The organism is Sphingosinicellaceae bacterium, from assembly GCA_019285715.1.
GTDB lineage: Bacteria > Pseudomonadota > Alphaproteobacteria > Sphingomonadales > Sphingomonadaceae > Glacieibacterium.
In genome coordinates, this window is sequence record CP079108.1 from 4396140 (window position 1) to 4419201 (window position 23062).

Below are 23062 nucleotides of genomic sequence, written 5' to 3' on the forward strand. Positions count from 1 at the left end.
GTTTAGCCCCGGATGAACAGCGCCACGGTCAGCGCGATGCCGATTACGACGACCCCGATCTTGAGCGCGGTCGCCGGCACCCGCTTGAGCAGCAGTGCGCCGCCGTAGCCGCCGATCATCGACCCCGCCCCGATCGCGATGGCCGACTTCCAGGCGACGTCGCTGGAGAACGCAAAGATCACCGCCGCCGAGATGTTCGCCAGCCCGACCAGCACGTTCTTGGTCCCCGCGGCGTTCCGCACCGGCATGCGCGCCAGCGTCAGTGCCGCCAGCGTCATGATCCCCGCGCCACCGCCGAAGAAGCCGCCATAGACCGCGATCACCGACTGGATCAGCCCCGACACCCACGCCGGTGGCGGGTCGCGCGCGACCTTGGGCTTGGGGCCGAAGCTGCTCCACGCGAACAGCGCGGTCGCGGCCAGCACCAGCCACGGCACCATCGCCGCGAATACCTTGGACGGGGTCTGCAGCAGCAGGAACGCCCCGGCGATCCCGCCGAGCAGGCTGATGATCGCCAGCGTGCGGAAGCTCAGCCGCTCCGCCCCGGCGACCAGCGAGCGGCCCGCCCAGCCGGTCGTCACCTGCCCCGGGAACAGCGCCAGCGTCGAGGTGATGTTCGCGGCGCGCGGGTCGAGCCCGCTGGCGATCAGCGCCGGCAGCGTGATGAACGAGCCGCCGCCCGCCAGCGCGTTCTGCGCGCCCGCCCAGATGCCGGCGAGGAAGAGAAGGACGTAGAGCACGGCGCGGGGTCGCATGGGTTGGGGATCGGGGCAACCCTGCGCGACTGCATGGCTGCGCCCCTCCCGAAAGAGTGGCGGGAACCGACCCCATTGTCATTCCGGCGAACGCCGGAACCCAGCTACCCAAACAGGTCAGTCTGAAGCCCTTGGCGCAACTGGGTTCCGGCGTTCGCCGGAACGACAACAAATTCGCGAGGAAACAATTTGATCGGATGAGCAGAAACCAAGGGCGATCACTACCCAGCGAATGACCAACCCCCGCCCCCGTGCTACCCCAACCCCATGCTCTACCTCGCCCTCAAGGCCCTGATCTCCGGCATCGTCATCGCCGCCGTCTCCGAGATCGCCAAGCGCAACCCCGGCTTCGGGGCGCTGGTCGCGTCGCTGCCCCTGGTCTCGGTGCTCGGCATGATCTGGCTGTGGCGCGACAAGCCTGACGCCGCCAACATGGCCGACCACGCGCAGGCGACGTTCTGGTTCGTGCTGCCGTCGCTGCCGATGTTCCTGGTGATCCCCGCCCTGCTCCGCGCCGGCGTGCCGTTCTGGGCGGCACTGATCGCCGGGTGCGTGCTGACCATCGTCTTGTATTCGCTGATGGTGTGGGCCGGGCCGCGGTTGGGATTGCGCCTCTAGCCCCGCCTGGAGTATCGTTACGGTACGGGTCGCGACCAACTGCCACGGAGATCGGCATGGGCGCGTATTTGACCAAGCTGGACGGACTCGCCCCGGCGGCGCGCTGGACGCAGGCGCGGGCCTGGCTGTTCGACGAGCCGATGCCGTTCTTCGCCGAGCTTCGCGCCGAGCGCCCGGTGCTGGCGCTGCCCGAACTGACGCTGGCCACAAGTTACGCGGATTGCTCGCTGATCCTGCGCCGCCACCTGAGCTTCCAGGTCGACCTGTATAAGCCCAAGCAGGGCGACTACTGGATGGCGCAGGACGAGACCCCGGTCCACGTCCGCGAGAAGTCGGTGATGCGCGCCATCCTCGACCGCAGCGAAATCCCGGCGATGCGCGACTTCATCGCCACCACTGCAGCCGCCCGCCTGACCGCCGGCAAAGGCACCATCGATGCCACCCACGGCCTCGCGCGCGGCGTCGCGCTGAGCCTTGTCGAGGAGTGGTTCGGGTTCGAGCACGCCGACCGGCAGGCAATGTTCGAATGGTCCTACTGGAACCAGCAGGACGCGTTCCACAACCAGCCCTTCGACCACCGCCCCGACAGCGCCGAAATTATCGCGAAGCGCAGCGATGCAGGCGTCATGATGGGCCTCTACCTCGCCGCGCTGGTCGCGGCGAAGACCGTCGAGGTCAAGCTCGGGCACGGCGGCGACCGGTCGGTGGCGCGGCTGCTCAGGGTGTTCTTCTCGGGCGGGCTCAGCCCCGACTTCGACATCAAGCGCGTGATCTTCAACGTCGGCGGACTGCTGATCGGCGCCGTCGAGACCACTAACCACTGCGTCACCAACGCGCTCGCGGAGATCTTCGCGCGGCCCGATGTCCTGGCCCGCGCCAAGATTGCCGCGCTCGATCCCGACCCCGGCAAGTTCGACGGCTTCGCGCTCGAGGCGCTGCGCTTCAACCCGGCATTCCCGTATTTCTTTCGCACCGCCCACCGCGACGTCGTGCTGTCGGGCGGTAGCGACCACGCCGCGACGATCCCGAACGGCGCGACGGTGCTCGCGGTCACCCACAGCGCGATGCAGGACGAGCAGGTCTATCCCGACCCGACGCGCTTCGACGAAACCCGCGCGCAGGGCGACAGCTTCACCTTCGGGCAGGGCATCCACGAGTGCCTCGGCAAGGCGATCGGCAACGCGCTGGTCGTCGAGACGGTGCGGCAGGTGCTGCGCCTGAAGGACGTCCACGCCGCCGCGCCGGTGGTGTGGAAGGGGGGCGTACCGGAACAATGGCAATTGGGGTGGACGGTATGACGGTCCCGGGATCGCGGTTGCTGAAGCTGGCGACGGTCGCCGCGCTGGCACTGGTCGGCGGCCTGGCGGGCTGCACCACCGGCACCGCGTCGAGCGGGGCGGCGACGCTGCAGGGCTGGACGCCCAAGCAGCAGCTCGGCTGGTACGCAGCGACGCAGGGCTCGCGGCTGTTGCCGTGGGACTGGGCGATGGCGCTCGAGCGGCCCGGCGAGCCCGGCAAGTTCTTCGACGGGCAATGGCTCGCGGCGAAGTTCCGCCTGCTGCCCCGCGCGCCCGGCGAAATGCCGGTCGGCATCGCCCGCGACCGGCAGGACGACAGCGACCTGACCGTGACGAAATTGCGCTGGGTCGCCGGCCAGCCCGCCGACGCGCCGTGGCTCGGCTTCAACTGCGCCGCCTGTCACACCGCCGAACTGCACTACAAGGGCCAGGCGTTGCGCGTCGACGGCGGCCCCGGGCTGACCGACTTCCAGAGCCTCGTCGAGGCGGTCGAGGCGGCGCTGGTCGAAACCCGCGGCAACCCTGCCAAGTGGGACGCCTTCGCGCGCATTGTGCTCAAGACCGGCGACAGCCCGGGCGCACGCGTCACGCTTGGGACCGCGGTCGACCGGCTGATCGCGTGGAACGCCCGGATCACCGCCGCCAACGCGACGCCGCTGCGCCCCGGCTTCGCCCGCGTCGACGCCTTCGGGCACATCTTCAACAAGGTCGCGTTGCTCGCCGGGCCCGAGACCCCCGCGCCGCTGCCGTCCGACGCGCCGGTCAGCTACCCGTTCCTGTGGAACACCAGCCAGGCCGACCGCGTCCAGTGGAACGGTATCGCCCAGAATCTCAAGCTCAAGATCGGCGCCGGGCCGTTCGACTACGGCGCCCTGGCGCGCAACGCCGGCGAGGTCATCGGGGTCTACGGCGACGTCGCGGTGACCCCGGGCAGCGACCTCGGCGGCTTCAAGTCGAGCGTCGGCGTGGCAAATTTGTCGGAGCTGGAGCGCCTGCTCGCCGGGCTCAAGCCTCCGGTCTGGCCGGCGGCCTTCGGCCCGATCGACCAGACCAAGGCGGCGCGCGGCAAACTGCTGTTCGCGGCGCGCTGCGGCGGGGCGTGCCACACCAGCCTCGCGCCCGGCGACATCGGCACGCCGTTCAAGACCAACGTCTTCACCTTCGCCGGCAAGGGATTTGTCGGCGACGAGAACCCCGGCACCGACCCGGCGATGGCCTGCAACGCCTTCACCTACCGGACCCGTACCGGCAATCTGGCGGGCACGCCGCCGGGCTACCTCAAGGTCGCCAGCAGCACCGAGCCGCCCCTCGGCGACACCGCGCCGGTCGCGCAGATGCTCAAGACGACGGTCATCGGCGCGCTGGCGGGGCGGAAGTTCGAGGTCGTCGCGGCGGCCGGCAAGACCTGGCTCGGCATCCCGCCCAACCCGCGCGTCGGCGCGGTCGCGGTGGCGGAGAGCAAGGAGCAGCGGCTGGCGCGTTGCCTGCGCACCGCCGACCCGCTGCTCGGCTACCGCGCCCGGCCGCTGACCGGCATTTGGGCGACAGCACCGTATCTCCACAACGGCTCGGTGCCGACCTTGTGGGACCTGCTGCTGCCGCCCGAGCAGCGCCCCGCGACGTTCTTCGTCGGGACGCGCGAGTTCGATCCGGTCAAGGTCGGCTACGTGACCGCCGCGTCGCCCGACAACGGCTTCAGGTTCGTTGCGCGAGACGGCAACGGCCCGGTCACCGGCAATTCCAACGCCGGCCACGACTACGGCAACGCCAATCTCACCGACCCCGACCGCTGGGCGCTGATCGAGTATTTGAAAACACTATGATTACAACGGCTTAGGTTAATCCACTAAGCCAGGAGCCGTGATAAGCGTAACAATCCCACCACTCGCCTCACATCGCCGAGATGCCGCCATCGACGTACAGCCCGTGGCCGGTAACGAACTTGGCCTCGTCGCTGACCAGGTAGACCGCCGCCCACGCGATGTCGTCGGGCTCACCGACCTTGCCGAGCGGGATCTGCCGCCCAAGCTTGGCCAGCCCCTCCTCGCGCCCGAGCGCGCCCGTCAGCGCCGACAGGATCGGCGTGTCGATGAAGACCGGGTGGATCGAGTTGCAGGTGATGTCGTAGCGGCGCTTGGCGCAGTGCAGCGCCACCGACTTGGTCAGGTGGCGAACGGCGGCCTTGGCCGAGTTGTACGCGGCGCTGTTGGCCGCCGCGATGACACCGGCGATCGACGAGATGTTGAGGATCGACCCGCGCACCCCGGTCTCCTTCACCGTCCGCGCCATCAGCGGCAGCGCCAGCTTGCAGCCGTAGAAGACGCTGTCGAGGTCGATCGAGTGGACCCGCCGCCAGTCCTCGAAGCTCGTGTCCTCGACCGTGGTCCCTGCTGCGATCCCGGCGTTGTTGACCAGGATGTGCAGCCCGCCGAACTTGGCCTCGGCAAAGTCGAGCGCCGCCTGCCACTGGTCGGGTTCGGTAACGTCGTGCGCCACGGCAACCGCGTTCGGCCCGAGCGCCCGCGCCCCGGCATCGGCACCCGCGCCGTTGATGTCGGTCAGCACGACCTTCGCGCCCTCGGCGATGAACTTCGCCGCCATCGCCGCGCCGAGCCCCGAAGCGGCACCCGTAACGAGCGCGATCTTGCCTTTTAGACGGTCCACAGTGTCTTCCCCAAGTCGTGTTTGCGATACCATGGCCACACCCTGCTCGCAGGGCAAGTCGAACGAAGTGATGTAGCCGGGCAACAGGTGAGTTGCCTCAAAAATGCTGCACTGCGAAGGCGCTTGTTTAGCCCTAGTCGCCTCAATAAGGGTCCGCGGCAATACGGGATGAGACCGTAACCTTCCTTGGGGAACCTGTTGATGAAGTGCGTACTGCTGGCGACTGTTTGCGCCTTTGCGATCCCGGCCGCGGTGTTCGCGCAGGGTAATACCGCACCCGCCACGACGCCGAGCGGCGATGTCGCCGTGACTCCCTCGCCGACCGCGCCCGCCGCCGTCAGTGCCGGGGATCCGGTGACGCCGACCGCTGCGGCTAACCGGAACGACCCGGGCGAGATCGTCATCACCGCGACGCGTCGCAACCAGACGCTGTCCAACGTGCCGATCGCGGTATCGGCGGTCAGCCAGCAGTCGCTGCAGAACTCCGGCGCCAACGACATCCGCGCGCTCAACCAGCTCGCGCCGTCGCTGCTCGTGTCGTCGACCGGCAACGAAGCCAACGGCAGCGCCCGCATCCGCGGCATCGGCACCGTCGGCGACAACCCCGGTCTTGAATCGTCGGTCGCGGTGTTCATCGACGGCGTCTACCGCTCGCGCACCGGTTCGGGCCTGAACGAACTCGGCGAGATCGACCGTATCGAAGTGCTGCGCGGCCCGCAGGGCACGCTGTTCGGCCGCAACGCGTCCGCCGGCCTGATCAATATCGTTACCGCCAAGCCGTCGTTCGATCTCGGCGGCAATGCCGAGGCGACCTACGGCAACTACGATTATTACCGCCTCGCCGGCGGCCTGACCGGCCCGATCATCGCCGACAAACTCGCGGCGCGGATCGACGGCGTCTATGTCAAGCGCGACGGCTTCTACAAGGACGTTACCGGCACCGATGGCCGCGACAACGACCGCGACCGCTACTTCGTCCGTGGGCAGCTGCTGTTCACCCCGACCGACGACATCTCGGTCCGCCTGATCGGCGACTACACGCACCGCAACGAGAAGTGCTGCGCCGCCGTCTATGTCTCGACCCGCGAGACGCAGGACGTGACCGCCAATACGACGACGCCGGGCTTCAACACCGACGGCGCGTTCGTCACCAACCCGAACAACCGCATCGTCGACATCCTGAAGAGCCTCGGCGGCGTGTTCCCGACCCCGGGCGACCCCTACAGCCGCCAGGTGACGGTGTCGCCGGGCCGTACCTACCGCAACACGACGACCGATTGGGGCGGCTCTGGCCAGCTCGACTGGGATCTCGGCGGCGTCAAGCTGACCTCGATCACCGCCTACCGCCAGTACAAGGCCGGTGGCGCGGGCGACATCGACTACTCCAATGTCGACATCACCTACCGCGCCGACGACGGCAACGCCTATCGCCGCTTCAAGACCTTTACGCAGGAAGTCCGCCTCAACGGCTCGCTGTTCGGCGACCGCCTCGACTGGCTGGTCGGCGGTTTCTACAGCCACGAGAAGCTGCAGGTCGTCGACAACGCCAGGTTTGGTACGCAGTATGGTGCGTTCGCATCGTGCCGGGTCGTCTCGAGCATCAGTCCGAATGCCGCGCTGCGCAATCCGGCCGCGCCGGGCTGCCTTAGCGCGACCGGGATCGGGACGCTTAACGCCGCGCTGACGCCCGCAGGCGCCGCGCCGATCATTGCCGGCCTCAACCGCCTGAGCACCCTGAACGACCTCGGCGACAACCGCGCCGTCTACAATCAGGACAGCCAGAACTACGCGTTCTTCACGCACAACATCTTCAAGGTCACCGATCGGCTCAGCCTGACCGTCGGCGCGCGCTACACGCACGAGAAGAAGAGCTTCGACGCCAACTTCGACAACGACAACAGCGTCTGCCCGGCGCAGCAGGCCGCACTCTCTCCTTACTACACCAACCCTGGCCTGGGGGCCCTGGCGCAGGGCATCGTCGGCCTGTCGTGCACCGGCAACTCAAGCACCAGCCTCAACTTGCTGGACCTGCAGAGCAAGCTCAAGGAAAGCCAGTGGACCGGCACCGCGGTGCTGTCGTGGAAGCCCGTCGATTCGACCCTGCTGTATGCGAGCTATGCGAAGGGCTACAAGGCTGGAGGTTTCAACCTCGACCGCTCGCCGCTTGGCGGGCTGGCCGGCGTCCTGTCGCCGCGCACCAATGCCAACACCAGCGGTGACGAGCTGAAGTTTGATGCCGAGAAGGTCGACAGCTATGAGATCGGTGCCAAGTTCAAGACCAGGGGTTTCTCGCTGAACGCAGCGGTCTTCCGTGAGGAATTCAAGAGCTTCCAGCTTAACACTTTCAACGGCAGCGTCTTCATCGTCCAGAACATCAATTCGTGCGGGACCAGCCTGAACGGTGCCGACACCGACAATAGCGCGACGACCGGTGTCTGCACCGGCAAGACCAAGCCCGGCGTCGTCGCGCAGGGTGTCGAGCTTGAGGCGGTGATGAGCCCCGTGCACGACCTGCAGTTTACGGCTGGCTACACCTACGCGGACACCAAGTACCGGAAGAACCTATTCGGCGGCACGAACAAGCCGCTCTCCAATGCGCTGTTCCTGCTCCCCGGCAGCCAGGTGTCGAATGCGCCGAAGCACGTCGTCACCACCTCCGCAGCGTTCACCCCGGACATTGGCCACAACGGCTACAGCCTGTTGTTCTATGCCGACAGCCGCCTGACCTCGAAGTACAACACCGGCTCCGACCTTTTCCCTGAAAAGGCACAGGAGTCGTTCGTGACCGTCAACGCCCGCATCGGTATCCGCGGCCCCGAAGAGAAGTGGAGCCTCGAATTCTGGGGGCAGAACGTCTTCAACAAGAACTACACGCAGGTCGCTTTCAACGCCCCGTACCAGGGTTCCAACTCGTCTGCGCAGGTCGCGGCGTTCGGCGGCACCGGCAACCAGTTGTTCTCGGCGTTCCTTGCCGAGCCACGGACCTACGGTGCGACTGCCCGGTTGCGGTTCTAGAACTCCCTGGGGAGGGGAGCGCCCCCGCGACGGCCTTCGGGCTGGCGCGGGGGTCGTGATATCCGTGCGCGAGCGTGCTTTGCCAGCGGGCGGACGACCTTACTTCGACAGGTCGGTCAGCAGCACGTGCCAGTGCGCGAGTGCCGGGGCGATGCTGTCGACCGGGATGCGCTCGTTGAGGCCATGGATGAACACATCCGGACCCTTGATGAACATTCCCGAGACGCCGTAGCTCGGGATGCCGAGGGCACGGTAGAAGACGCTGTCGCTGGCACCCGCATCCATGCCGGGCACGACGACGAAGCCCGGGAAGCGGCCGTGGACCGCGTGGTCGACCGCCGCGACGACGTCGGGGCGCAGCGGCGACGGCGGCGACGCCGGGAAGTTGTCGGGGTCGATCTTGATCGTCACCGCGGGGTCGGCAGCGGCGGCGACCAGCGCCTGGCGGATGGTCTCGATCTCGATCCCCGGGAAGATCCGGCAGTTGATGTTGACCGTGACACGCTGCGGCAGCGCGTTCGGGGCGTGACCGCCGTTGATCATCGTGGGGACGCAGGTGGTGCCGATCTGGCCGATCGTCTCGGGGTCGCCGCGGAGCGTGGCGATCGCCGCGGCGTCGGTGGGATTGGCGGCGAAAGCGACCATCGCGGCCCCGAGCGCCCCGCCGCGCTTGGTGCCGGCCGCCTTCAGCGAGGCGCGGGTGATGTCGTTGAGTTGCGCCGGAAACTGGTGCGCCGCCATGCGCTCGGTGGCGGCGGCAAGCTGGACGATGGCATTCGGCGTCGTCGGCAGGCTGGAGTGACCGCCCGGGTTGGTCACCGTCGCCTGGAAGTCGGCGTAGCTCTTTTCCGCCGCCGACAGATTATACTCGAGCGGCTTGCCATTGGTGTCGAGGAGCCCGCCGCCGCTGTCGCCGTTGAGCACGAACTCGACGTTCGCTGCCTTCGCCTGCTTCGCCTGGATCGCGGCAGTCGTACCGGCGGTCTCCTCGTCGCCCGACAGGTAAAGGATGATGTCGCGGCGCGGCTTGAAGCCCTCGGCCTTGAGGCGGATCAGCGTCTCTACGATCATCGAGACGTCGAACTTGTTGTCGAAGACCCCGCGCCCGAACAGGTAGCCGCCCTCCTCAATCAGCTTGAACGGATCGCGGGTCCAGTCCTTGGGGTCGGCCTCGACGACGTCCATGTGGCCAATGACAGCGATCGGTCGGGCCTTGCCGGTGCCGCGGTAGACCGCACTGAGGATCGCGTTGTCGCCGACCTTCTGGACGACGACGTCGCTGCTGGCGAAGCCCGCCGCAACCAGCCGCGCGCGCAACGTCTCGGCGAGCACCGGGACCTGGTGCCGGCCTGCGACGGTCGGCGTTTCGACCGCTTCCTTGAGGATGGCGCGCGCCTCGTCGACGGGCGTCGCCGCGACGGCGGTCGCAGACGCAGTGGTGAGCAGCGCGAGGATCAGCGGCAGTCGCATATTGGTCTCCAAGTTCGTCGCCACGTTTAGGACCGGTCCCTGCACCCGTCTACTCGACTTGCCTTTTGCCGCGGCAGCTACTCGGCTTGCCGCTGGCCGCGCGCCTCTCTACACTAGGACCATGCCCGGCAGGATCGACATCGAGGCGCTCTGCGCCACCAAGGGGCTTCGGATCACCGAGCAGCGCCGCGTCATCGCGCGCGTGCTGTCCGACGCCGACGATCATCCCGACGTCGAGGAGCTTCACCACCGCGCCGCGCGCATCGATCCGGGCATCTCGATCGCCACGGTGTACCGCACCGTGCGGCTGTTCGAGGAGGCCGGGATCCTCGCGCGCCACGACTTCAACGGCAGCCGCTCACGCTACGAGACACAGCCTGAGGAACACCACGACCACCTCATCGACGTCGAGAGCGGCAAGGTCGTCGAGTTTCACGACGACGAACTCGAGGAACTGCAGCGCCGCATCGCCGAACGCCTCGGCTTCCGGCTCGTCGATCACCGGATGGAACTCTACGGCGTACCGGTGACACGGAGCGGGGACCGACACTGACCGCCGCGCCGGGCGCACCGGCGTGGCGGCATCAGCGCTTCGGCCCGGCGAAGGCGCTCGCTGGGCTCGTAACCACCGCCGGCGTCCTGGTTCCGGCTGAGCTGATCTGGCGGCGCATCGGGCGGCGGCGCGGGACCAAGCTGCCGCGGCTGTTCCACAAGGCATTGACCCGCTCGCTCGGCATCCGGGTCCGGGTCCATGGCCAGCCACTCAGGGGTGGCGTGATGTACGTCGCCAACCACATCAGCTGGGCCGATATCCCGGTCCTCGGCGGCCTTGTCGATGCGGCGTTCGTGGCGAAGTCGGAGGTCGAGGGCTTTGCCCTGGTCGGCTGGCTCGCGAGCCTCGCGCGGACCGTCTACATCGACCGCGAGCGCCGGCTGGCCTCGGGCGACCAGCGCAACGCCATCGCGGCGCGGCTCGCCGCCGGGCAGAACGTCATCCTGTTCCCGGAAGGCACGACCGGCGACGGCGTCGGCATCCTGCCGTTCAAGAGCGCGCTGTTCGCAGCGGTGGGCGGCGACGCGGTGATTCAGCCGGTCACCGTCGCCTACACCCGCCTGAACGGCATGCCGATCACCCGCGAGCGCCTGCCCGACATCGCCTGGGTCGGCGATGCGGAGCTGTGGCCGCACGCCGTCGCCTTCACCGCGCTCGGCCGGGTCCGCGCCGAGCTGATCTTCCACGAGCCGCTGAACGTCGCCGACTTTGCCGACCGGAAGATCCTGTCGCGGCATTGCCGGGAGGTCATTGCGGGGGGCTACGAACGGCTCATGCACGGCTGATTGCGCCCGCCGCCGCGCGCCCCTACAGGCGGCAACCATGACCGATCGCAACGCGCCCCACCCCGCCCTGCTCGCCAAGACGGAGACGCTGATCGAGGCGCTGCCGTACCTGCAGCGCTATGCCGGGCGAACCTTCGTGGTGAAGTACGGCGGGCACGCGATGGGCGACGACGAGCTCGCGCAGGCGTTCGCCGAGGACATCGTGTTGCTCAAGGCCGTCGGCATCAATCCGGTGGTGGTCCACGGCGGCGGCCCGCAGATCGGCGCGATGCTCAAGCGCCTCGGCATCCGCAGCGAGTTCATCGACGGACTGCGCGTTACCGACGCCGCCACCGCCGAGGTCGCCGAGATGGTCCTGGCGGGTTCGATCAACAAGGAGATCGTCGCCTCGATCAACCGCGCCGGCGGGTCGGCCGCGGGCATCTCGGGGAAGGACGCCAAGCTGGTCACCGCGGTCAAGGTGACGCGCACCGTCCGCGATCCCGGCAGTCGCATCGAGCAGGAGGTCGACCTTGGTTTCGTCGGCGAGCCGGCGATGGTCGACACGACGCTTATCGACACGCTGATCACCGCCGGCATCACGCCGGTCATCGCGCCGGTCGCGGCGGGGTTCGACGGGCACACCTACAACATCAACGCCGACACCATGGCGGGCGCGATCGCGGCCGCACTGGGCGCGGCGCGGTTCTTCCTGCTGACCGACGTCGCTGGAGTGCTCGACGACAATGGCGAACTGGTCACCGACCTCGACCCGCGTAGCATCGCGGCGCTGGTCGAGGCGGGGACGATCTCGGGGGGGATGATCCCCAAGATCGAGACCTGCGTCGCCGCGGTCGGCGCGGGCGTCGACGCGGCGGTCATCCTCGACGGGCGCGTGCCGCATGCCCTGCTTCTCGAGATCTTCACCCGGCGTGGTGTCGGGACGCTGGTCCACGCCTGAGTGAGGATCTCCGAGTGGTCGGAACTTTACGCTTATCCGGGGTCGGACGACTTTAAAGTTCCTACAGCTGTAGGATTTCAGGCCGCCAGGCGCTGCCCGGCGCCGTAGTTGGCGGCGGCGAATTCCCAGTTTACCAACTTCGACAGGAACGCCTTCACGAATTCCGGCCGGGCGTTCTGGTAGTCGAGGTAATAAGCGTGCTCCCACAGGTCGAGCACCAGCAATGGCGTCAGGCCCTCATGGGTCAGCGCGTTGTCGGCATCGTGGGTCGAGATCACCTTCAGCGCGCCCTTGTCGGCGACGAGCCAGGCCCAGCCGCTGGCGAAATGCCCGACCGCCTCGGCGGTGAAGCTTTCCGTGAACTTCTCGACGCCACCGAGGTCGCGGTCGATCGCGGCCTTGAGCTCGCCTTCGGGAGCGCCGCCGCCATTGGGCGAGAAGCTGTTCCACAGGAACTCGTGGTTCCAGGCCTGCGCGGCGGCGTTGAACAACTTCTGGTTGCCGTCGGCCTTGGCGCGGCGGATGACCTCGACCTCGGTCATCGTCTCCATGGGGGTACCGGCGATCAGCTCGTTGGCCTTGTCGACATAAGCCTTGTGATGCTTGCCGTGGTGGAAGCTCAGGGTCCGCGCCGACACGGCAGGCTCGAGGGCGTCATCGGCGTAGGGCAAGGGGGGCAGCTTGAAGGTCATTTTAGCTCTCCGATCGTTTCAATGGCACAAACGCACCAAATCAGTTGATGCTCCGCTCCAGCATGTTGTGGCGCTTCAACGCATGCCGGAGCTGGTCGTAGGTCAGCGACAGGGACTGCGCCGTCGCCCGCTGGTTGTGACGGTTGCGGGTCAGCGCCGCGGTCAACAGCTCGCGCTCGTGATTGTCGACCGCAGCGCGGAAATCGGTACACGGCCCAGCGCCAACGACCTGCAACTGCGGCATCTGGGTAGGCTCCGGTGCCGGCGCGGGCAAGAGATCGAGCGGTCGCGTGCCCGGTCGCCACGGCGAGTCGAAGGCGTCGAAGACGATGCGCCCGATCGGCTGGCCGGCATCGCCCCAGCGGTAAAGCGAGCGCTCGACGACGTTCTTCAACTCACGAACGTTGCCCGGCCAGTCGTTGGCGAGCAGCGCCTCGCCCGCCGCCTTGGTGAAGCCCGGGAAGCCGCTCCAGCCGAGCTCGACCGCCATCCGCCGCGCGAAATGGTTGGCAAGCAGCAGGATGTCGTCGACGCGCTCGCGTAGCGGGGGCAGCGTCACGACCTCGAAGCTGAGCCGGTCGAGCAGGTCGGCGCGAAACTTGTTCGCCGCGGCCAGCGCCGGCAGGTCCTCGTTGGTCGCGCCCACCACCCGGACGTCGACGCGGACCGGACGGTTGGAGCCGAGCCGGGTCAGCTCGCCGTACTCGACGACGCGCAGCAGCCGCTCCTGGGCGGCCGGGCTGAGGGTCGCGATCTCGTCGAGGAACAGCGTGCCGCCGTCGGCATCCTCGAAGCGCCCGGCGCGGCCGCGAGTCGCGCCGGTGAAGGCCCCCGCCTCGTAGCCGAACAGCTCGGCGTCGATCAGGTTCTCGGGCAGCGCGGCGCAGTTGAGCGCGACCAGCGGCCCACCCCATCGCGGCGACAGGCGGTGGAGGCGCTCGGCGATCAGCTCCTTGCCGGTGCCGCGCTCACCGACGACCAGCACCGGGCGGTTGAGCGCCGCCGCCGCACTCGCCCGTTCGACCGCGTCGAGAAAGGTCGACGACTGGCCGACGAGAGTGGCAGGCGATTGCATCCCTGAAACTTAGTGTATTTCACCAACTCTCCGCAATCCCTGATCGATAGTAGAACAGTCTCGTCAGAATCAAGCAAGTGATATCAATAGCTTAGCAAAGTCGAGGCACTTGGCACGCTCCATGCAATGCAGTTGGCATAGGAGGCCGGGTCATCCGGTTTCCGCATTCAGAACCGGAGACGACCCATGATGAACCTCTACAACCAGTCCGCCCGCAGCCTCGTCGGTGTTGTCGGTGCCCTCGTCCTCAGCCTCGGCCTGCTGACCGTCACGGTCGCCCCGGCCCTGACCGCGAGCCCGCAGGTCGCCGTCACCCGTGCCTAACCCGCCGGCGCTGCGCCTGCCGGCGTTCCGGCCCGCGGCCCCGGCGTTCCGGCCCGCAGCCTTGCGTCCCCAGCCCCTCCACGGCAACATTTGGGCCGGAGCCGAGACCACCGCTTCCGCCGTACCATTCAGTCTCCAGGAGTTCATGCCGATGGGCATTTTCAGCCGCACCCGCGACATCATCGCTGCCAACATGACCGACTTGCTCGACAAGGCGGAAGACCCGGCAAAGATGATCCGCATGATCATCATGGAGATGGAGGAGACGCTGGTCGAAGTCCGTGCCGGCGCCGCCCGCACCATCGCCGACCAGAAGGAAATGCGCCGCGCCGTCGTCCGTGCCGAAGCCGCGCAGGCATCGTGGGCCGAGAAGGCCGAGCTGGCGCTGTCGAAGGGCCGCGAGGACCTGGCGACCGCCGCGCTGGTCGAGAAGTCGAAGGCGCGGGCCTTCGCCGAAGCGACCGCGCTCGACATCGCCGCGCTCGACGAGAGCCTCGGTGCCAACGAGATCGACATCGCCAAGCTCGAGACCAAGCTGCGCGAAGCCCGCCAGCGCCAGAACGCGGTGATCAGCCGGATCGAGAGCGCCACCCAGCGCTCCAAGATGCGCTCGATGTACAAGGGCCCGCGGATCGAGGATGCATTCGCCAAGTTCGAGATCATCGAGCGCCGCGCCGACATGGCCGAGGGTCATGCCGATGCGCTCAGCCTCGGTGGTCCGGGCCGCAGCCTCGAGGACGAGTTCAACGACCTGCGCCAGAACGATGCGATTTCGGCCGAGCTGGCTGCGCTCAAGGCACGCCTCAACAAGACGGAGGGCTGAGCCATGGATATCGACCTGACGGCGGTCTTCATCTGCGGCTTCCTGTTCGTCGGGATGCCCTGGTTGTTCCTGCACTATTCGTCGAAGTTCCGCGCCGCCAAGGGCATCTCGGAGCAGGACGAGCAGCTGCTCGACGACCTCTACAACTCCGCCCGGCGCCTCGATGCGCGGCTCGAATCGATCGAGCGCATCGTCGCCGCCGACAACCCCAACTGGAAGGACAGCGCGCTCCCGCAGCAGCGGACCAAGACGCTCGACGACCAGCAGGACCTGACTGGCGGCCGGGTCACCCCGATCGCCCGCCGCTAGGCGCAACGTACCCGCCGCTAGCCGCTCAGAAGGAGCAGTCCGATGTCAGTTCGCACGAAATTCTACCTCGACAAGCGCAACGGCAAGTTCATGGGCGTCCTCGCGGGGATCGCGGACTACTTCGGGGTCGACGTGCTGTGGGTCCGGCTCGGGTTCATGGCGACGATGTTCTTCGTCTTCCCGCCGGTGTTCTTCATGTACTTCGTCGCCGCCTGGGTCGCCGACCGCAAGCCGGACGCGCTGTACCAGGACTCGCCCGAGGAGCAGAAGTTCTACGCCACCCTGCGGACCTCGCCGAAGCGCACGATCCGCGACACCCATTCGATGTTTCGCGACGTCGACCGCCGGCTCCAGGACGTCGAGGCCTATGTGACCTCCTCCAACAGCCGCCTGTCGAGCGAGATCGACGCGCTGCGCTAGCCGCTGCTTCGCCCAAGGGGATCCGCCATGCCGACCGAAACCACCACCATCGCCACCGTCGGGGTCCCGACGATCCAGGTCGGCCACGGCAGCCACGGCAGCCACCCCGACACCGGCTCGGTCTTCCTGGGGATTTTCATCGGTGCGGGCGCGGTGATGCTCCGCCAGCGCCTGAACAAGCGCCGGGCGCAGGCCGCGGAACGCTACGCCGACCGACGCGAGCCGCGGGACACCCGCTACGACAGCGAGGTCGCCGAGCTTGCCCGCCGCACCGCGACGCTGGAGCGGATCGTCACCGACCCGGCGCACCGCGTCGACCGCGAAATCGAAGCGCTGCGCTAGGCGCGGCCAGAGGGGAATACGACCATGTGGAACTATCTCGCCCTGCTGATCCCCATCGTCGCCATCTCCGGCGGCATCGCCCAGAACATCTTCAAGCGCTGGGCCGACCTCAAGGAAAAGCAGCTCGAGCTGGCGGCACGCACCGCCGGTGAGCAGGCGGCCCAGTACGCGGCCAAGATCGAGCGGCTCGAGAACCATGTCGCGGTGCTCAACCGCATCGTCACCGACAAGGGCACCACCCTCGCCGACGAGATCGAGCAACTGCGGGTGACCACGCCTGCCCCGAAATCCGTGAACTAGGAGCGCACGCCATGTCCCCGGAAGTTTTCCACGAGCTCGTCCCCGTCATCGGAGTCGCCGTGATCGCCGGGCCGCTCGCGTGGGTCGGCACGACCTGGCTCCGGGTTCGCCACGGCTATCCGCTCGACGGCAGCTGGGGCCAGGCGCTTCACCCGATCAGCAGCAGCGACGACAAGGAGCGCATCAAGCTGATCGGCAGCGAGGACGCGCAGCTCCGCGCCGAGCTGGCGGGGGTCAAGGACCGTCTCGCCGTGCTGGAACGCATTGCCACCGATACCGGCAGCCGCCTGTCGCGGTCGATCGACGATCTCCGCGACTCAGCGATCAACTAGGAGCCATGCGATGTCCTGGGGTTCACCCTTCTTCGTCCTCGCGATCATCGCGATCAGCACAATCGGCTGGGTGCTGACGACCGCGATCCGCGCTCGCCACGGCTATCCGGTCGAGGGCGAGTGGGGCGGCAAGACCGACCATCCGAACGCCGCCCGGCAGACGCAGCTGCTCGAGGCCGAGAACGCCATGCTGCGCGGCAAGCTCGGCCGGGTCGAGGAGCGCATCGCCGTGCTCGAGCGGCTGGCGACCGACCCCGCCAAGCGCCTGTCCGCCGAGATCGACACCCTGCGCACCGCCGACCACGGCTGAGCCGATGAACAACCCTTATCCGGAGACGAAAAATGGGTGAATTTGCGCCGTTCATGATGGTGATCATGATCGTTCTGATTGTCACGGTCGGCAGGATCTACAGCGCCAAGCACGGGATCGACACCAGCCGCAGCGGTCGCCGGATGCGCCGCGAAGGACTGATGGATGTCCACGACCATCAAAGCAACGCCGAGGCCGAGCGCCTGCGCCACGAAGTTACCCGGCTGAACGAGCGCATCCAGGTGCTCGAGCGGCTCGCCACCGACCCCGCCAAGCGACTGTCGGCCGAAATCGACGCGCTCGACGACCGCAAACACTAGAAATCAAGGAAGGAGTTCACAGTCATGCTACCGCTCGACTCCCTGGTAGTCCTGTCCAGTTCCGGGCTGATCGCGCTCGCCATGGTCGCCGGGGTTGCCGCCTGGAGCTGGAAGGGCTGGCTCCAGCTCCAGCTCCACCGCGATCACCGTAGCGATCCGCACGCCGACCTGCCCGCGATCGGCGCACGCATCGACCTCGCCGACATGAAGGAGCGCATCCGCAAGCTTGAGGCGATTGCCGCCGGGGTAGAGCTGTAGGACCGCCGCGACGAAAACGGCCGGAGCGGTTTCCCACCCCGGCCGCCGGTCGCCCGCAACACTGGGCGACTCCTTTGACAAACGCGCGGGCCTGCGACCCGCCCGGCGTTACGACTTGAAAGTCGAACCGACCGCCGACTTGATCTTGTCGGTGGCGACGGCGACGCGGTTCTGGACCGGCTCGAAGACTTCGCCGGCGAGCTTGACCATCGTCTCGGACAGCTTCGACAGCTCGGCAACGGCGGCGTCGAACTGGGTCTTGGCGAAGTCGCTCTGCAGCTGCATCAGCTCGTTCGGGGTCTTGACGGTGGTCATCGCGCGGGCGGCGGCGGTCGTCTCCTCGAAGCTCTTGCGGCTGAAGTCGGCGACCTGGTGGGCGATCGCCTCGAGGCCGGCGGTGGCCGCCTTGGTCGACGCGAGCAGCGCCTCGACATTGCCCTTGGCCATCGTGCTCATCTCGTCGAGCGACTTCATGCCGTTCTCGATGGTCTCCTTGGACTTGGTCGTGACCTGCTCGAAAGCGGCCTTGCCGTTGGTGTAGGCGTTCTGCGCGCCGGTCTTCATGGCCTCGGCGGCACCGTTCTGGGCGTTGGTGATGGTCTCGTTCATCGGGGCTTCCTTCGGGGTTTGGACACGGGGGGTACGCATAATCACAGGTTCTGGTGCGGGTTCCGCCGCACGTGCGGGCGCGGTTACTGGCGACGCGGCGTCCTGTACCGGGGCAGCGACCGGCTTCGCCGGAGCAGCGACCGGAGCCGGTGCGGCCACGACCGGCTTTGCCGCGACCGGTGTCGGCTTGGCGGCGACTGGCGTCGGCTTTGCCGCGACCGGCGTCGGCTTGGCGGCGACGGGTGTCGGCTTCACCGCAGCAGGCTTGGCGACCGGCGTCGCCTTGGCGGGCGTGGCCGGGTTGGTGGCGATGACCGGGGCGGGCGCCGCGGCGGACTTCGGAGCGACGACCGGCGGTTTTACCGGCTTTGCAGCGGGAGCCGTGGCGACGATCGGCTTCGTCCCGAGCACCACGGCGGGCGCCAGCTTCGACGCCTTGGTTGCAAGTGCAGCCGGCCGCCCCGCGCCCGGTTTCTTCTCAATCGCCATGCATCAATTCCCGCTCATGCTGCGGTGCGGCATAAACGATTTTAGTCGCAATGCAATACCATGCTGCACTGCACAACGAAGAATCTGAAGGTCAGTGACCGACCGCGACCGCGGCCACCCCGCTCGCTGATAGGGTCTCGTTGAGCGCCTTCATCAGCTGCGCCAACGCGTCCTCGCTGACCGCCTCGGCGCGTGCGACCAGCACGTCCTGGGTGTTGGACGCCCGCAACAGCCACCAGCCATCCGGCGTATTGACCCGCGCGCCGTCGGTTTCGTCGACATCGGCCCCGGCCGCCTTGAGCCGGGCCAGCACTTCCTCGACGACGATGAACTTGCGGTCCTCCGACGACTGGAAGCGCAGCTCCGGCGTGTTGATCAGCACCGGCATCGCGTCCTTGAGCGCGGTCAGCGAGCCGCCCATCGAACTTACTGCCGAGATCAGGCGGACCGCCGAATAAATGCCGTCGTCGAAGCCGTACCAGTCGTGCTGGAAGAACACGTGGCCGCTCATCTCGCCCGCCAGCGGGGAGTGGACCTCCTTCATCTTGGCCTTGATCAGCGAGTGGCCGGTCTTCCACATCAGCGGCTTGCCGCCGAGTTCGCGGATGCGGTCGAACAGCATCTGGCTCGCCTTGACGTCGGCGATGATGGTCGCGCCCGGCAGCGCCTTCAGCACGGGCACCGCAAAGATCGACAGCAACTGGTCGCCCCAGATCACCCGGCCCTTGCCGTCGACCGCGCCGATGCGGTCGGCGTCACCGTCGAAGGCGACTCCGAAGTCGCAGTGCTTCTCGGCGACGACACGCTTCAGGTCGACGAGGTTGGCCTCGTCGGTCGGGTCGGGGTGGTGGTTGGGGAAGCTGCCGTCGACCTCGGTGAACAGCGTGTAGTGGGTGCCCGGCAGGCGCTTGACCAGTTTCTCGACGACGGGCCCGGCGACCCCGTTGCCGCAGTCCCAGGCGATGGTGAAGGCCTTGCCCTCGAAGTTCTTGAGCAGCCGGTCGACATAGCGGTCCATGATCTCGACGTGCTGCGAGGTCCCCGCGCCGTCGTCCCAGTCGCCGGCGGCGGCGGCGCGGCCGAGCGCCTGGATGTCGGCACCGAAGAACGGCCCTTGGCCGAGCATCATCTTGAAGCCGTTGTAGTTGGGCGGGTTGTGGCTGCCCGTGATCATCACGCCGCCGTCGCAGGCGAGTTCGTGGACCGCGTAATACAGCATCGGCGTCGGCCCGAGGCCGATCCGCAGCGCCTCGACGCCGCTCTCGTTCAGGCCCTTGACCAGCGCCGCCTCGAGGCCCGGCGACGACGTCCGCCCGTCATAACCGACCGCGACCTTGGAGCCGCCGGCGCGCGCGATCCGCGTCCCGAAGCTGCGGCCGATGGCATAGGCGTCGTCCTCGCCGAGCGTCTCGCCGATGATCCCCCGGATGTCGTATTCACGGAGCGAGGTCGGGTGGAAATCGTGCGGCATCTGGGGCTCCCGGGGCTGGCGGCGCGGATATGCACCGACGAATATGACAATGCTAGCGACTGAAAGGTTAACAAGAGCGTCGGCGAGCGTCGACGTTCCGCCTTAACGGTTGCATCGACACTCCGGTGCCACCGGGCTAGACCCCGCGCCATGGACGGCAAACGCATCCTGCTGATCGTCGGTGGCGGCATCGCGGCCTATCGCGCACTCGATATCGTGCGCGGCATCCGGCGCGGCGGCGGTTCGGTGACCCCGGTGCTGACACGTGGCGGCGCGCATTTCGTCACCGCGCTCAGCCTCGCGGCGCTGTCGGAGAGCAAGGTCCACGACGACCTGTTCAGCGTCACCGAGGAAGCCGCGATGGGCCATATCGAGCTCAGCCGCAGCGCCGACATCGTCGTCGTCTGCCCCGCTACCGCCGACCTGCTGGCGAAAATGGCGGCGGGGATCGCCGACGACCTCGCGACGACGCTGCTGCTGGCGACCGATACGCCGGTGCTGGCGATCCCGGCGATGAACGTGCGGATGTGGGAGCATCCGGCGACCGTCGCCAACATCGCTCTGCTGCGCTCGCGCGGGGTGACGATCATCGACCCCGACGAGGGCGTGATGGCGTGCGGCGAGTTCGGGCGCGGCCGCCTGCCGCCGGTCGACCGGCTGGTCGCCGAGATCGCCGCCGCGCTCGCGCCCGGTCCGAAACCGCTCAGCGGTCGCCACGCCCTGGTCACCGCCGGACCGACCCACGAGGCGATCGACCCGGTCCGCTACATCGCGAACCGCTCGTCGGGAAAGCAGGGCTTCGCGGTCGCCGCCGCCCTCGCCGAACTGGGCGCGAAGGTCACGCTGGTCAGCGGTCCCGTCGCGCTCGTCACGCCGCCCGGCGTCACCCGCATCGACGTCGAGAGCGCCCGCGACATGGCGGCGGCGGTCGATACGGCGCTGCCTGCCGACATCGCCGTGCTGGTCGCCGCGGTCGCCGACTGGCGGGTCGAGGCCGCTGGCGGCAAGCTCAAGAAGGCCGACGGCGCGCCCGCGCTGGTGCTGGTCGAGAACCCCGACATCCTGTTGAACCTCGCCGCGCCCGGCCCGCGGCGGCCCTGTCTGGTGGTCGGATTCGCCGCGGAGACCGACACCGTCCTCGCCCACGCCGAGGCCAAGCGGCTGCGCAAGGGCTGCGACTGGCTCGTCGCCAACGATGTCTCCGGCGACGTCTTCGGCGGCGACCGCAACCGCGTCCACCTGATCACCGGGGCCGGCACCGACGACTGGCCCGAACTCACCAAGGCCGAGGTCGCGCGGCGGCTCGCGGCAAGGATCGCCGATGAATTCGCCTGATGTCTCGATTCGCGTCACCCGCCTGCGGCACGGCGCCGACCTGCCACTGCCCGCCTATGCCACAGATGGCGCGGCGGGCATGGACATCGTCTCGGCGGACGCGCTGACCCTCCACGCCGGCGACCGCGCGGCGGTGGCGACCGGGTTCTGCATCGCCATCCCCGAAGGCTACGAGGTCCAGGTCCGGCCGCGCTCCGGCCTCGCGCTGAAGCACGGGCTGACGGTCGCCAACGCGCCCGGCACCATCGACAGCGACTATCGCGGCGAGGTCAAGGTCCTGCTGATCAACCTCGGCAGCAAGCCCGTCGCGATCGAGCGCGGCATGCGGATCGCGCAGCTGGTCGTAGCCGCGGTGACCCGCGGCGTGTTCGAGGAGGTCGACAGCCTCGACGACACTGTGCGCGGTTCCGGGGGCTTCGGGTCGACCGGGCATTGAGCTTGCTGTCCGACGCCGAACTCGACCGTTACGCCCGGCACATCGTGCTGCGCGAGGTCGGCGGGCGCGGGCAACTGGCGCTCAAGGCGGCGTCGGTCGTCGTCATCGGCGCGGGCGGGCTGGGAGCGCCGTGCCTCCAGTATCTCGCCGCCGCCGGGGTCGGCCATCTGACCATCGTCGACGACGACGCGGTCGCGCTGTCGAACCTCCAGCGCCAGGTGATCCACGGCACCGCCGACGTCGGGCGCGCCAAGACCGATAGCGCTCGCGACGCGCTGGCGCGTCTCAATCCGCACGTCGAGGTCGTCACCCGCGCGGTCCGCCTCGACGCCGGGAACGCCGCCGAGATCCTCGCCGGGCACGACGTCGTCGCCGACGGCTCGGACAGCTTCGCCACCCGCCTCGCGGTCGCCGACGCCGCCCACGCCCTGCACATCCCGCTGGTGTCCGCCGCGGTCGGGCCGTTCGACGGGCAATTGTCGACGTTCCGCGGCTGGGAGGCGGGCCAGCCCTGCTACCGCTGCCTCGTCGGCGCGGCGACCGAGCAGCCCGGCACGACCTGCGCCGATACGGGTGTCCTCGGCGCGCTGACCGGGGTCATGGGCTCGATGCAGGCGCTCGAGGTGATCCGCGAGATCGTGCGCTTCGGCGACAGCCTCGCGGGCCGCCTGCTGCTCTACGATGCGCTCGCCGCCCGGATGCGGACCATCGACCTGCCGCGCGACCCCGGCTGTCCGATGCACGGATGAGCGCGCTCGCGGCCCCGCTAGCCGTTGTCGTTGTCGGCCCGGATCCGGCGCGAGCGCTCAGCGCCCTCGGCATCGCGTCCGCCGCCGCCGCGCTCGGTCGCGACGTCGCGCTGCTGTTCGACGGGCCCGGCGTCGGCACCCTCGAAGCCGCCGCCGAAGCCCTCGCCACGGCGCTGGCGCTCGGCGTGCGGGTCAGCGCCTGCACGACCGGACTCGCCGACCACGGGGCTGCCCTGCCGCCCGGCGTCGAGCCCGGCGGCATCGTCGGCTTCCTCGCAGCCAACCCGGCCGCGCAACTGCTCACCGTATGAGCCTCATAATACGGGTTGCGGCGCGGCCCGAACGCCCCTAGCAGCGTCACGGTGGCCCA

28 protein-coding genes are annotated in these 23062 nt (G+C 68.3%); 21 read left to right on the top strand and 7 right to left on the bottom strand.

The genetic code is table 11. The annotated features are described in order from the left end of the window. Positions 1 to 2 precede the first annotated feature (2 nt). Positions 3 to 755 (bottom strand): sulfite exporter TauE/SafE family protein, encoded by a 753-nt coding sequence (locus KX816_20460; GenBank protein ID QXQ06485.1) that lies wholly within the window; start codon positions 753 to 755, stop codon positions 3 to 5. Between the two features lie 267 nt (positions 756 to 1022). Between KX816_20460 and KX816_20465 the strand changes: the two genes are divergently transcribed. Genes KX816_20465 through KX816_20475 form a run of 3 tightly spaced genes read left to right on the top strand, consistent with a single transcriptional unit; the run spans position 1023 to position 4494 of the window. Continuing rightward, positions 1023 to 1373: a DUF3147 family protein gene (locus KX816_20465; GenBank protein ID QXQ06486.1), complete on the top strand. Its 351-nt coding sequence runs from the start codon at positions 1023 to 1025 to the stop codon at positions 1371 to 1373. A 56-nt stretch (positions 1374 to 1429) separates the two neighbouring features. Continuing rightward, entirely contained in the window at positions 1430 to 2671 is a 1242-nt protein-coding gene (locus tag KX816_20470) for a cytochrome P450 (GenBank protein QXQ06487.1), read from the top strand. Next, positions 2668 to 4494 (top strand): hypothetical protein, encoded by a 1827-nt coding sequence (locus KX816_20475; GenBank protein ID QXQ06488.1) that lies wholly within the window; start codon positions 2668 to 2670, stop codon positions 4492 to 4494. Before KX816_20470 ends, KX816_20475 begins: the two co-directional genes overlap by 4 nt. Positions 4495 to 4561: 67 nt before the next feature. Here KX816_20475 and KX816_20480 read toward each other — a convergent pair whose 3' ends face one another. Then, the gene (locus tag KX816_20480; GenBank protein ID QXQ06489.1) at positions 4562 to 5368 is read right to left on the bottom strand and encodes a glucose 1-dehydrogenase; all 807 of its coding nucleotides are present in this window, start codon (positions 5366 to 5368) and stop codon (positions 4562 to 4564) included. 168 nt (positions 5369 to 5536) lie between these two features. Between KX816_20480 and KX816_20485 the strand changes: the two genes are divergently transcribed. Further along, on the top strand, positions 5537 to 8350 hold the full coding sequence (locus KX816_20485) for a TonB-dependent receptor (GenBank protein ID QXQ06490.1): 2814 nt from the start codon (positions 5537 to 5539) through the stop codon (positions 8348 to 8350). Positions 8351 to 8449: 99 nt separating this feature from the next. On the opposite strand, the gene KX816_20490 is transcribed toward KX816_20485, so the two are convergent. Next, the gene (locus KX816_20490) at positions 8450 to 9820 is read right to left on the bottom strand and encodes a M20/M25/M40 family metallo-hydrolase (GenBank protein QXQ06491.1); all 1371 of its coding nucleotides are present in this window, start codon (positions 9818 to 9820) and stop codon (positions 8450 to 8452) included. 121 nt (positions 9821 to 9941) lie between these two features. Between KX816_20490 and KX816_20495 the strand changes: the two genes are divergently transcribed. The 3 genes from KX816_20495 to argB all read left to right on the top strand — a co-directional run bounded on the left by KX816_20495 (position 9942) and on the right by argB (position 12098). Further along, on the top strand, positions 9942 to 10373 hold the full coding sequence (locus tag KX816_20495) for a transcriptional repressor (GenBank protein ID QXQ06492.1): 432 nt from the start codon (positions 9942 to 9944) through the stop codon (positions 10371 to 10373). Positions 10374 to 10537: 164 nt separating this feature from the next. Then, entirely contained in the window at positions 10538 to 11158 is a 621-nt protein-coding gene (locus tag KX816_20500) for a 1-acyl-sn-glycerol-3-phosphate acyltransferase (GenBank protein QXQ06493.1), read from the top strand. A gap of 37 nt (positions 11159 to 11195) precedes the next feature. Beyond that, positions 11196 to 12098, top strand: a complete 903-nt coding sequence (gene argB / locus KX816_20505) for an acetylglutamate kinase (GenBank protein ID QXQ06494.1) — start codon at positions 11196 to 11198, stop codon at positions 12096 to 12098. A gap of 77 nt (positions 12099 to 12175) precedes the next feature. Here argB and KX816_20510 read toward each other — a convergent pair whose 3' ends face one another. Next, on the bottom strand, positions 12176 to 12790 hold the full coding sequence (locus KX816_20510) for a superoxide dismutase (GenBank protein ID QXQ06495.1): 615 nt from the start codon (positions 12788 to 12790) through the stop codon (positions 12176 to 12178). 40 nt (positions 12791 to 12830) lie between these two features. After that, the gene (gene pspF, locus KX816_20515) at positions 12831 to 13865 is read right to left on the bottom strand and encodes a phage shock protein operon transcriptional activator (protein QXQ06496.1); all 1035 of its coding nucleotides are present in this window, start codon (positions 13863 to 13865) and stop codon (positions 12831 to 12833) included. A gap of 186 nt (positions 13866 to 14051) precedes the next feature. Between pspF and KX816_20520 the strand changes: the two genes are divergently transcribed. The 10 genes from KX816_20520 to KX816_20565 all read left to right on the top strand — a co-directional run bounded on the left by KX816_20520 (position 14052) and on the right by KX816_20565 (position 17603). Then, positions 14052 to 14189, top strand: coding sequence for a hypothetical protein (locus KX816_20520; protein QXQ06497.1), 138 nt, complete (start codon positions 14052 to 14054; stop codon positions 14187 to 14189). A gap of 151 nt (positions 14190 to 14340) precedes the next feature. Beyond that, positions 14341 to 15012: a phage shock protein PspA gene (gene pspA, locus KX816_20525; protein QXQ08715.1), complete on the top strand. Its 672-nt coding sequence runs from the start codon at positions 14341 to 14343 to the stop codon at positions 15010 to 15012. Positions 15013 to 15015: 3 nt separating this feature from the next. After that, positions 15016 to 15321, top strand: a complete 306-nt coding sequence (pspB, locus tag KX816_20530) for an envelope stress response membrane protein PspB (GenBank protein ID QXQ06498.1) — start codon at positions 15016 to 15018, stop codon at positions 15319 to 15321. Positions 15322 to 15363: 42 nt separating this feature from the next. After that, positions 15364 to 15741 carry an envelope stress response membrane protein PspC gene (gene pspC / locus KX816_20535; GenBank protein QXQ06499.1) on the top strand — a complete coding sequence of 126 codons (378 nt, stop codon included), beginning with the start codon at positions 15364 to 15366 and terminating at the stop codon, positions 15739 to 15741. A gap of 27 nt (positions 15742 to 15768) precedes the next feature. Next, a complete protein-coding gene (locus KX816_20540; GenBank protein QXQ06500.1) occupies positions 15769 to 16083 on the top strand; it encodes a DUF4381 domain-containing protein in 315 nt (104 codons plus the stop codon). Between the two features lie 24 nt (positions 16084 to 16107). Further along, positions 16108 to 16383, top strand: a complete 276-nt coding sequence (locus KX816_20545; protein ID QXQ06501.1) for a hypothetical protein — start codon at positions 16108 to 16110, stop codon at positions 16381 to 16383. Between the two features lie 11 nt (positions 16384 to 16394). Then, a complete protein-coding gene (locus KX816_20550) occupies positions 16395 to 16715 on the top strand; it encodes a hypothetical protein (GenBank protein ID QXQ06502.1) in 321 nt (106 codons plus the stop codon). Between the two features lie 10 nt (positions 16716 to 16725). Then, positions 16726 to 17025: a hypothetical protein gene (locus KX816_20555; protein QXQ06503.1), complete on the top strand. Its 300-nt coding sequence runs from the start codon at positions 16726 to 16728 to the stop codon at positions 17023 to 17025. A gap of 32 nt (positions 17026 to 17057) precedes the next feature. Beyond that, positions 17058 to 17345, top strand: coding sequence for a hypothetical protein (locus tag KX816_20560; protein QXQ06504.1), 288 nt, complete (start codon positions 17058 to 17060; stop codon positions 17343 to 17345). A gap of 24 nt (positions 17346 to 17369) precedes the next feature. Further along, a complete protein-coding gene (locus KX816_20565; GenBank protein QXQ06505.1) occupies positions 17370 to 17603 on the top strand; it encodes a hypothetical protein in 234 nt (77 codons plus the stop codon). A gap of 108 nt (positions 17604 to 17711) precedes the next feature. Here KX816_20565 and phaP read toward each other — a convergent pair whose 3' ends face one another. Both phaP and KX816_20575 read right to left on the bottom strand, forming a co-directional pair. Next, a complete protein-coding gene (gene phaP, locus KX816_20570; GenBank protein ID QXQ06506.1) occupies positions 17712 to 18701 on the bottom strand; it encodes a TIGR01841 family phasin in 990 nt (329 codons plus the stop codon). Positions 18702 to 18792: 91 nt separating this feature from the next. After that, a complete protein-coding gene (locus KX816_20575; protein ID QXQ06507.1) occupies positions 18793 to 20172 on the bottom strand; it encodes a phosphomannomutase/phosphoglucomutase in 1380 nt (459 codons plus the stop codon). A 150-nt stretch (positions 20173 to 20322) separates the two neighbouring features. Here KX816_20575 and coaBC point away from each other — a divergent pair, with 150 nt between their 5' ends. From coaBC to KX816_20595, 4 genes are read left to right on the top strand one after another with little or no spacing between them, the layout of a single operon-like run. Then, positions 20323 to 21507 carry a bifunctional phosphopantothenoylcysteine decarboxylase/phosphopantothenate--cysteine ligase CoaBC gene (gene coaBC, locus KX816_20580; protein QXQ06508.1) on the top strand — a complete coding sequence of 395 codons (1185 nt, stop codon included), beginning with the start codon at positions 20323 to 20325 and terminating at the stop codon, positions 21505 to 21507. After that, a complete protein-coding gene (dut, locus tag KX816_20585; GenBank protein ID QXQ06509.1) occupies positions 21494 to 21943 on the top strand; it encodes a dUTP diphosphatase in 450 nt (149 codons plus the stop codon). The genes coaBC and dut overlap by 14 nt, the downstream gene beginning before the upstream one ends. After that, on the top strand, positions 21940 to 22692 hold the full coding sequence (moeB, locus tag KX816_20590) for a molybdopterin-synthase adenylyltransferase MoeB (protein QXQ06510.1): 753 nt from the start codon (positions 21940 to 21942) through the stop codon (positions 22690 to 22692). The genes dut and moeB overlap by 4 nt, the downstream gene beginning before the upstream one ends. Then, positions 22689 to 23003 carry a DsrE family protein gene (locus KX816_20595; GenBank protein QXQ06511.1) on the top strand — a complete coding sequence of 105 codons (315 nt, stop codon included), beginning with the start codon at positions 22689 to 22691 and terminating at the stop codon, positions 23001 to 23003. Before moeB ends, KX816_20595 begins: the two co-directional genes overlap by 4 nt. The last annotated feature ends 59 nt before the right edge of the window (positions 23004 to 23062 follow it).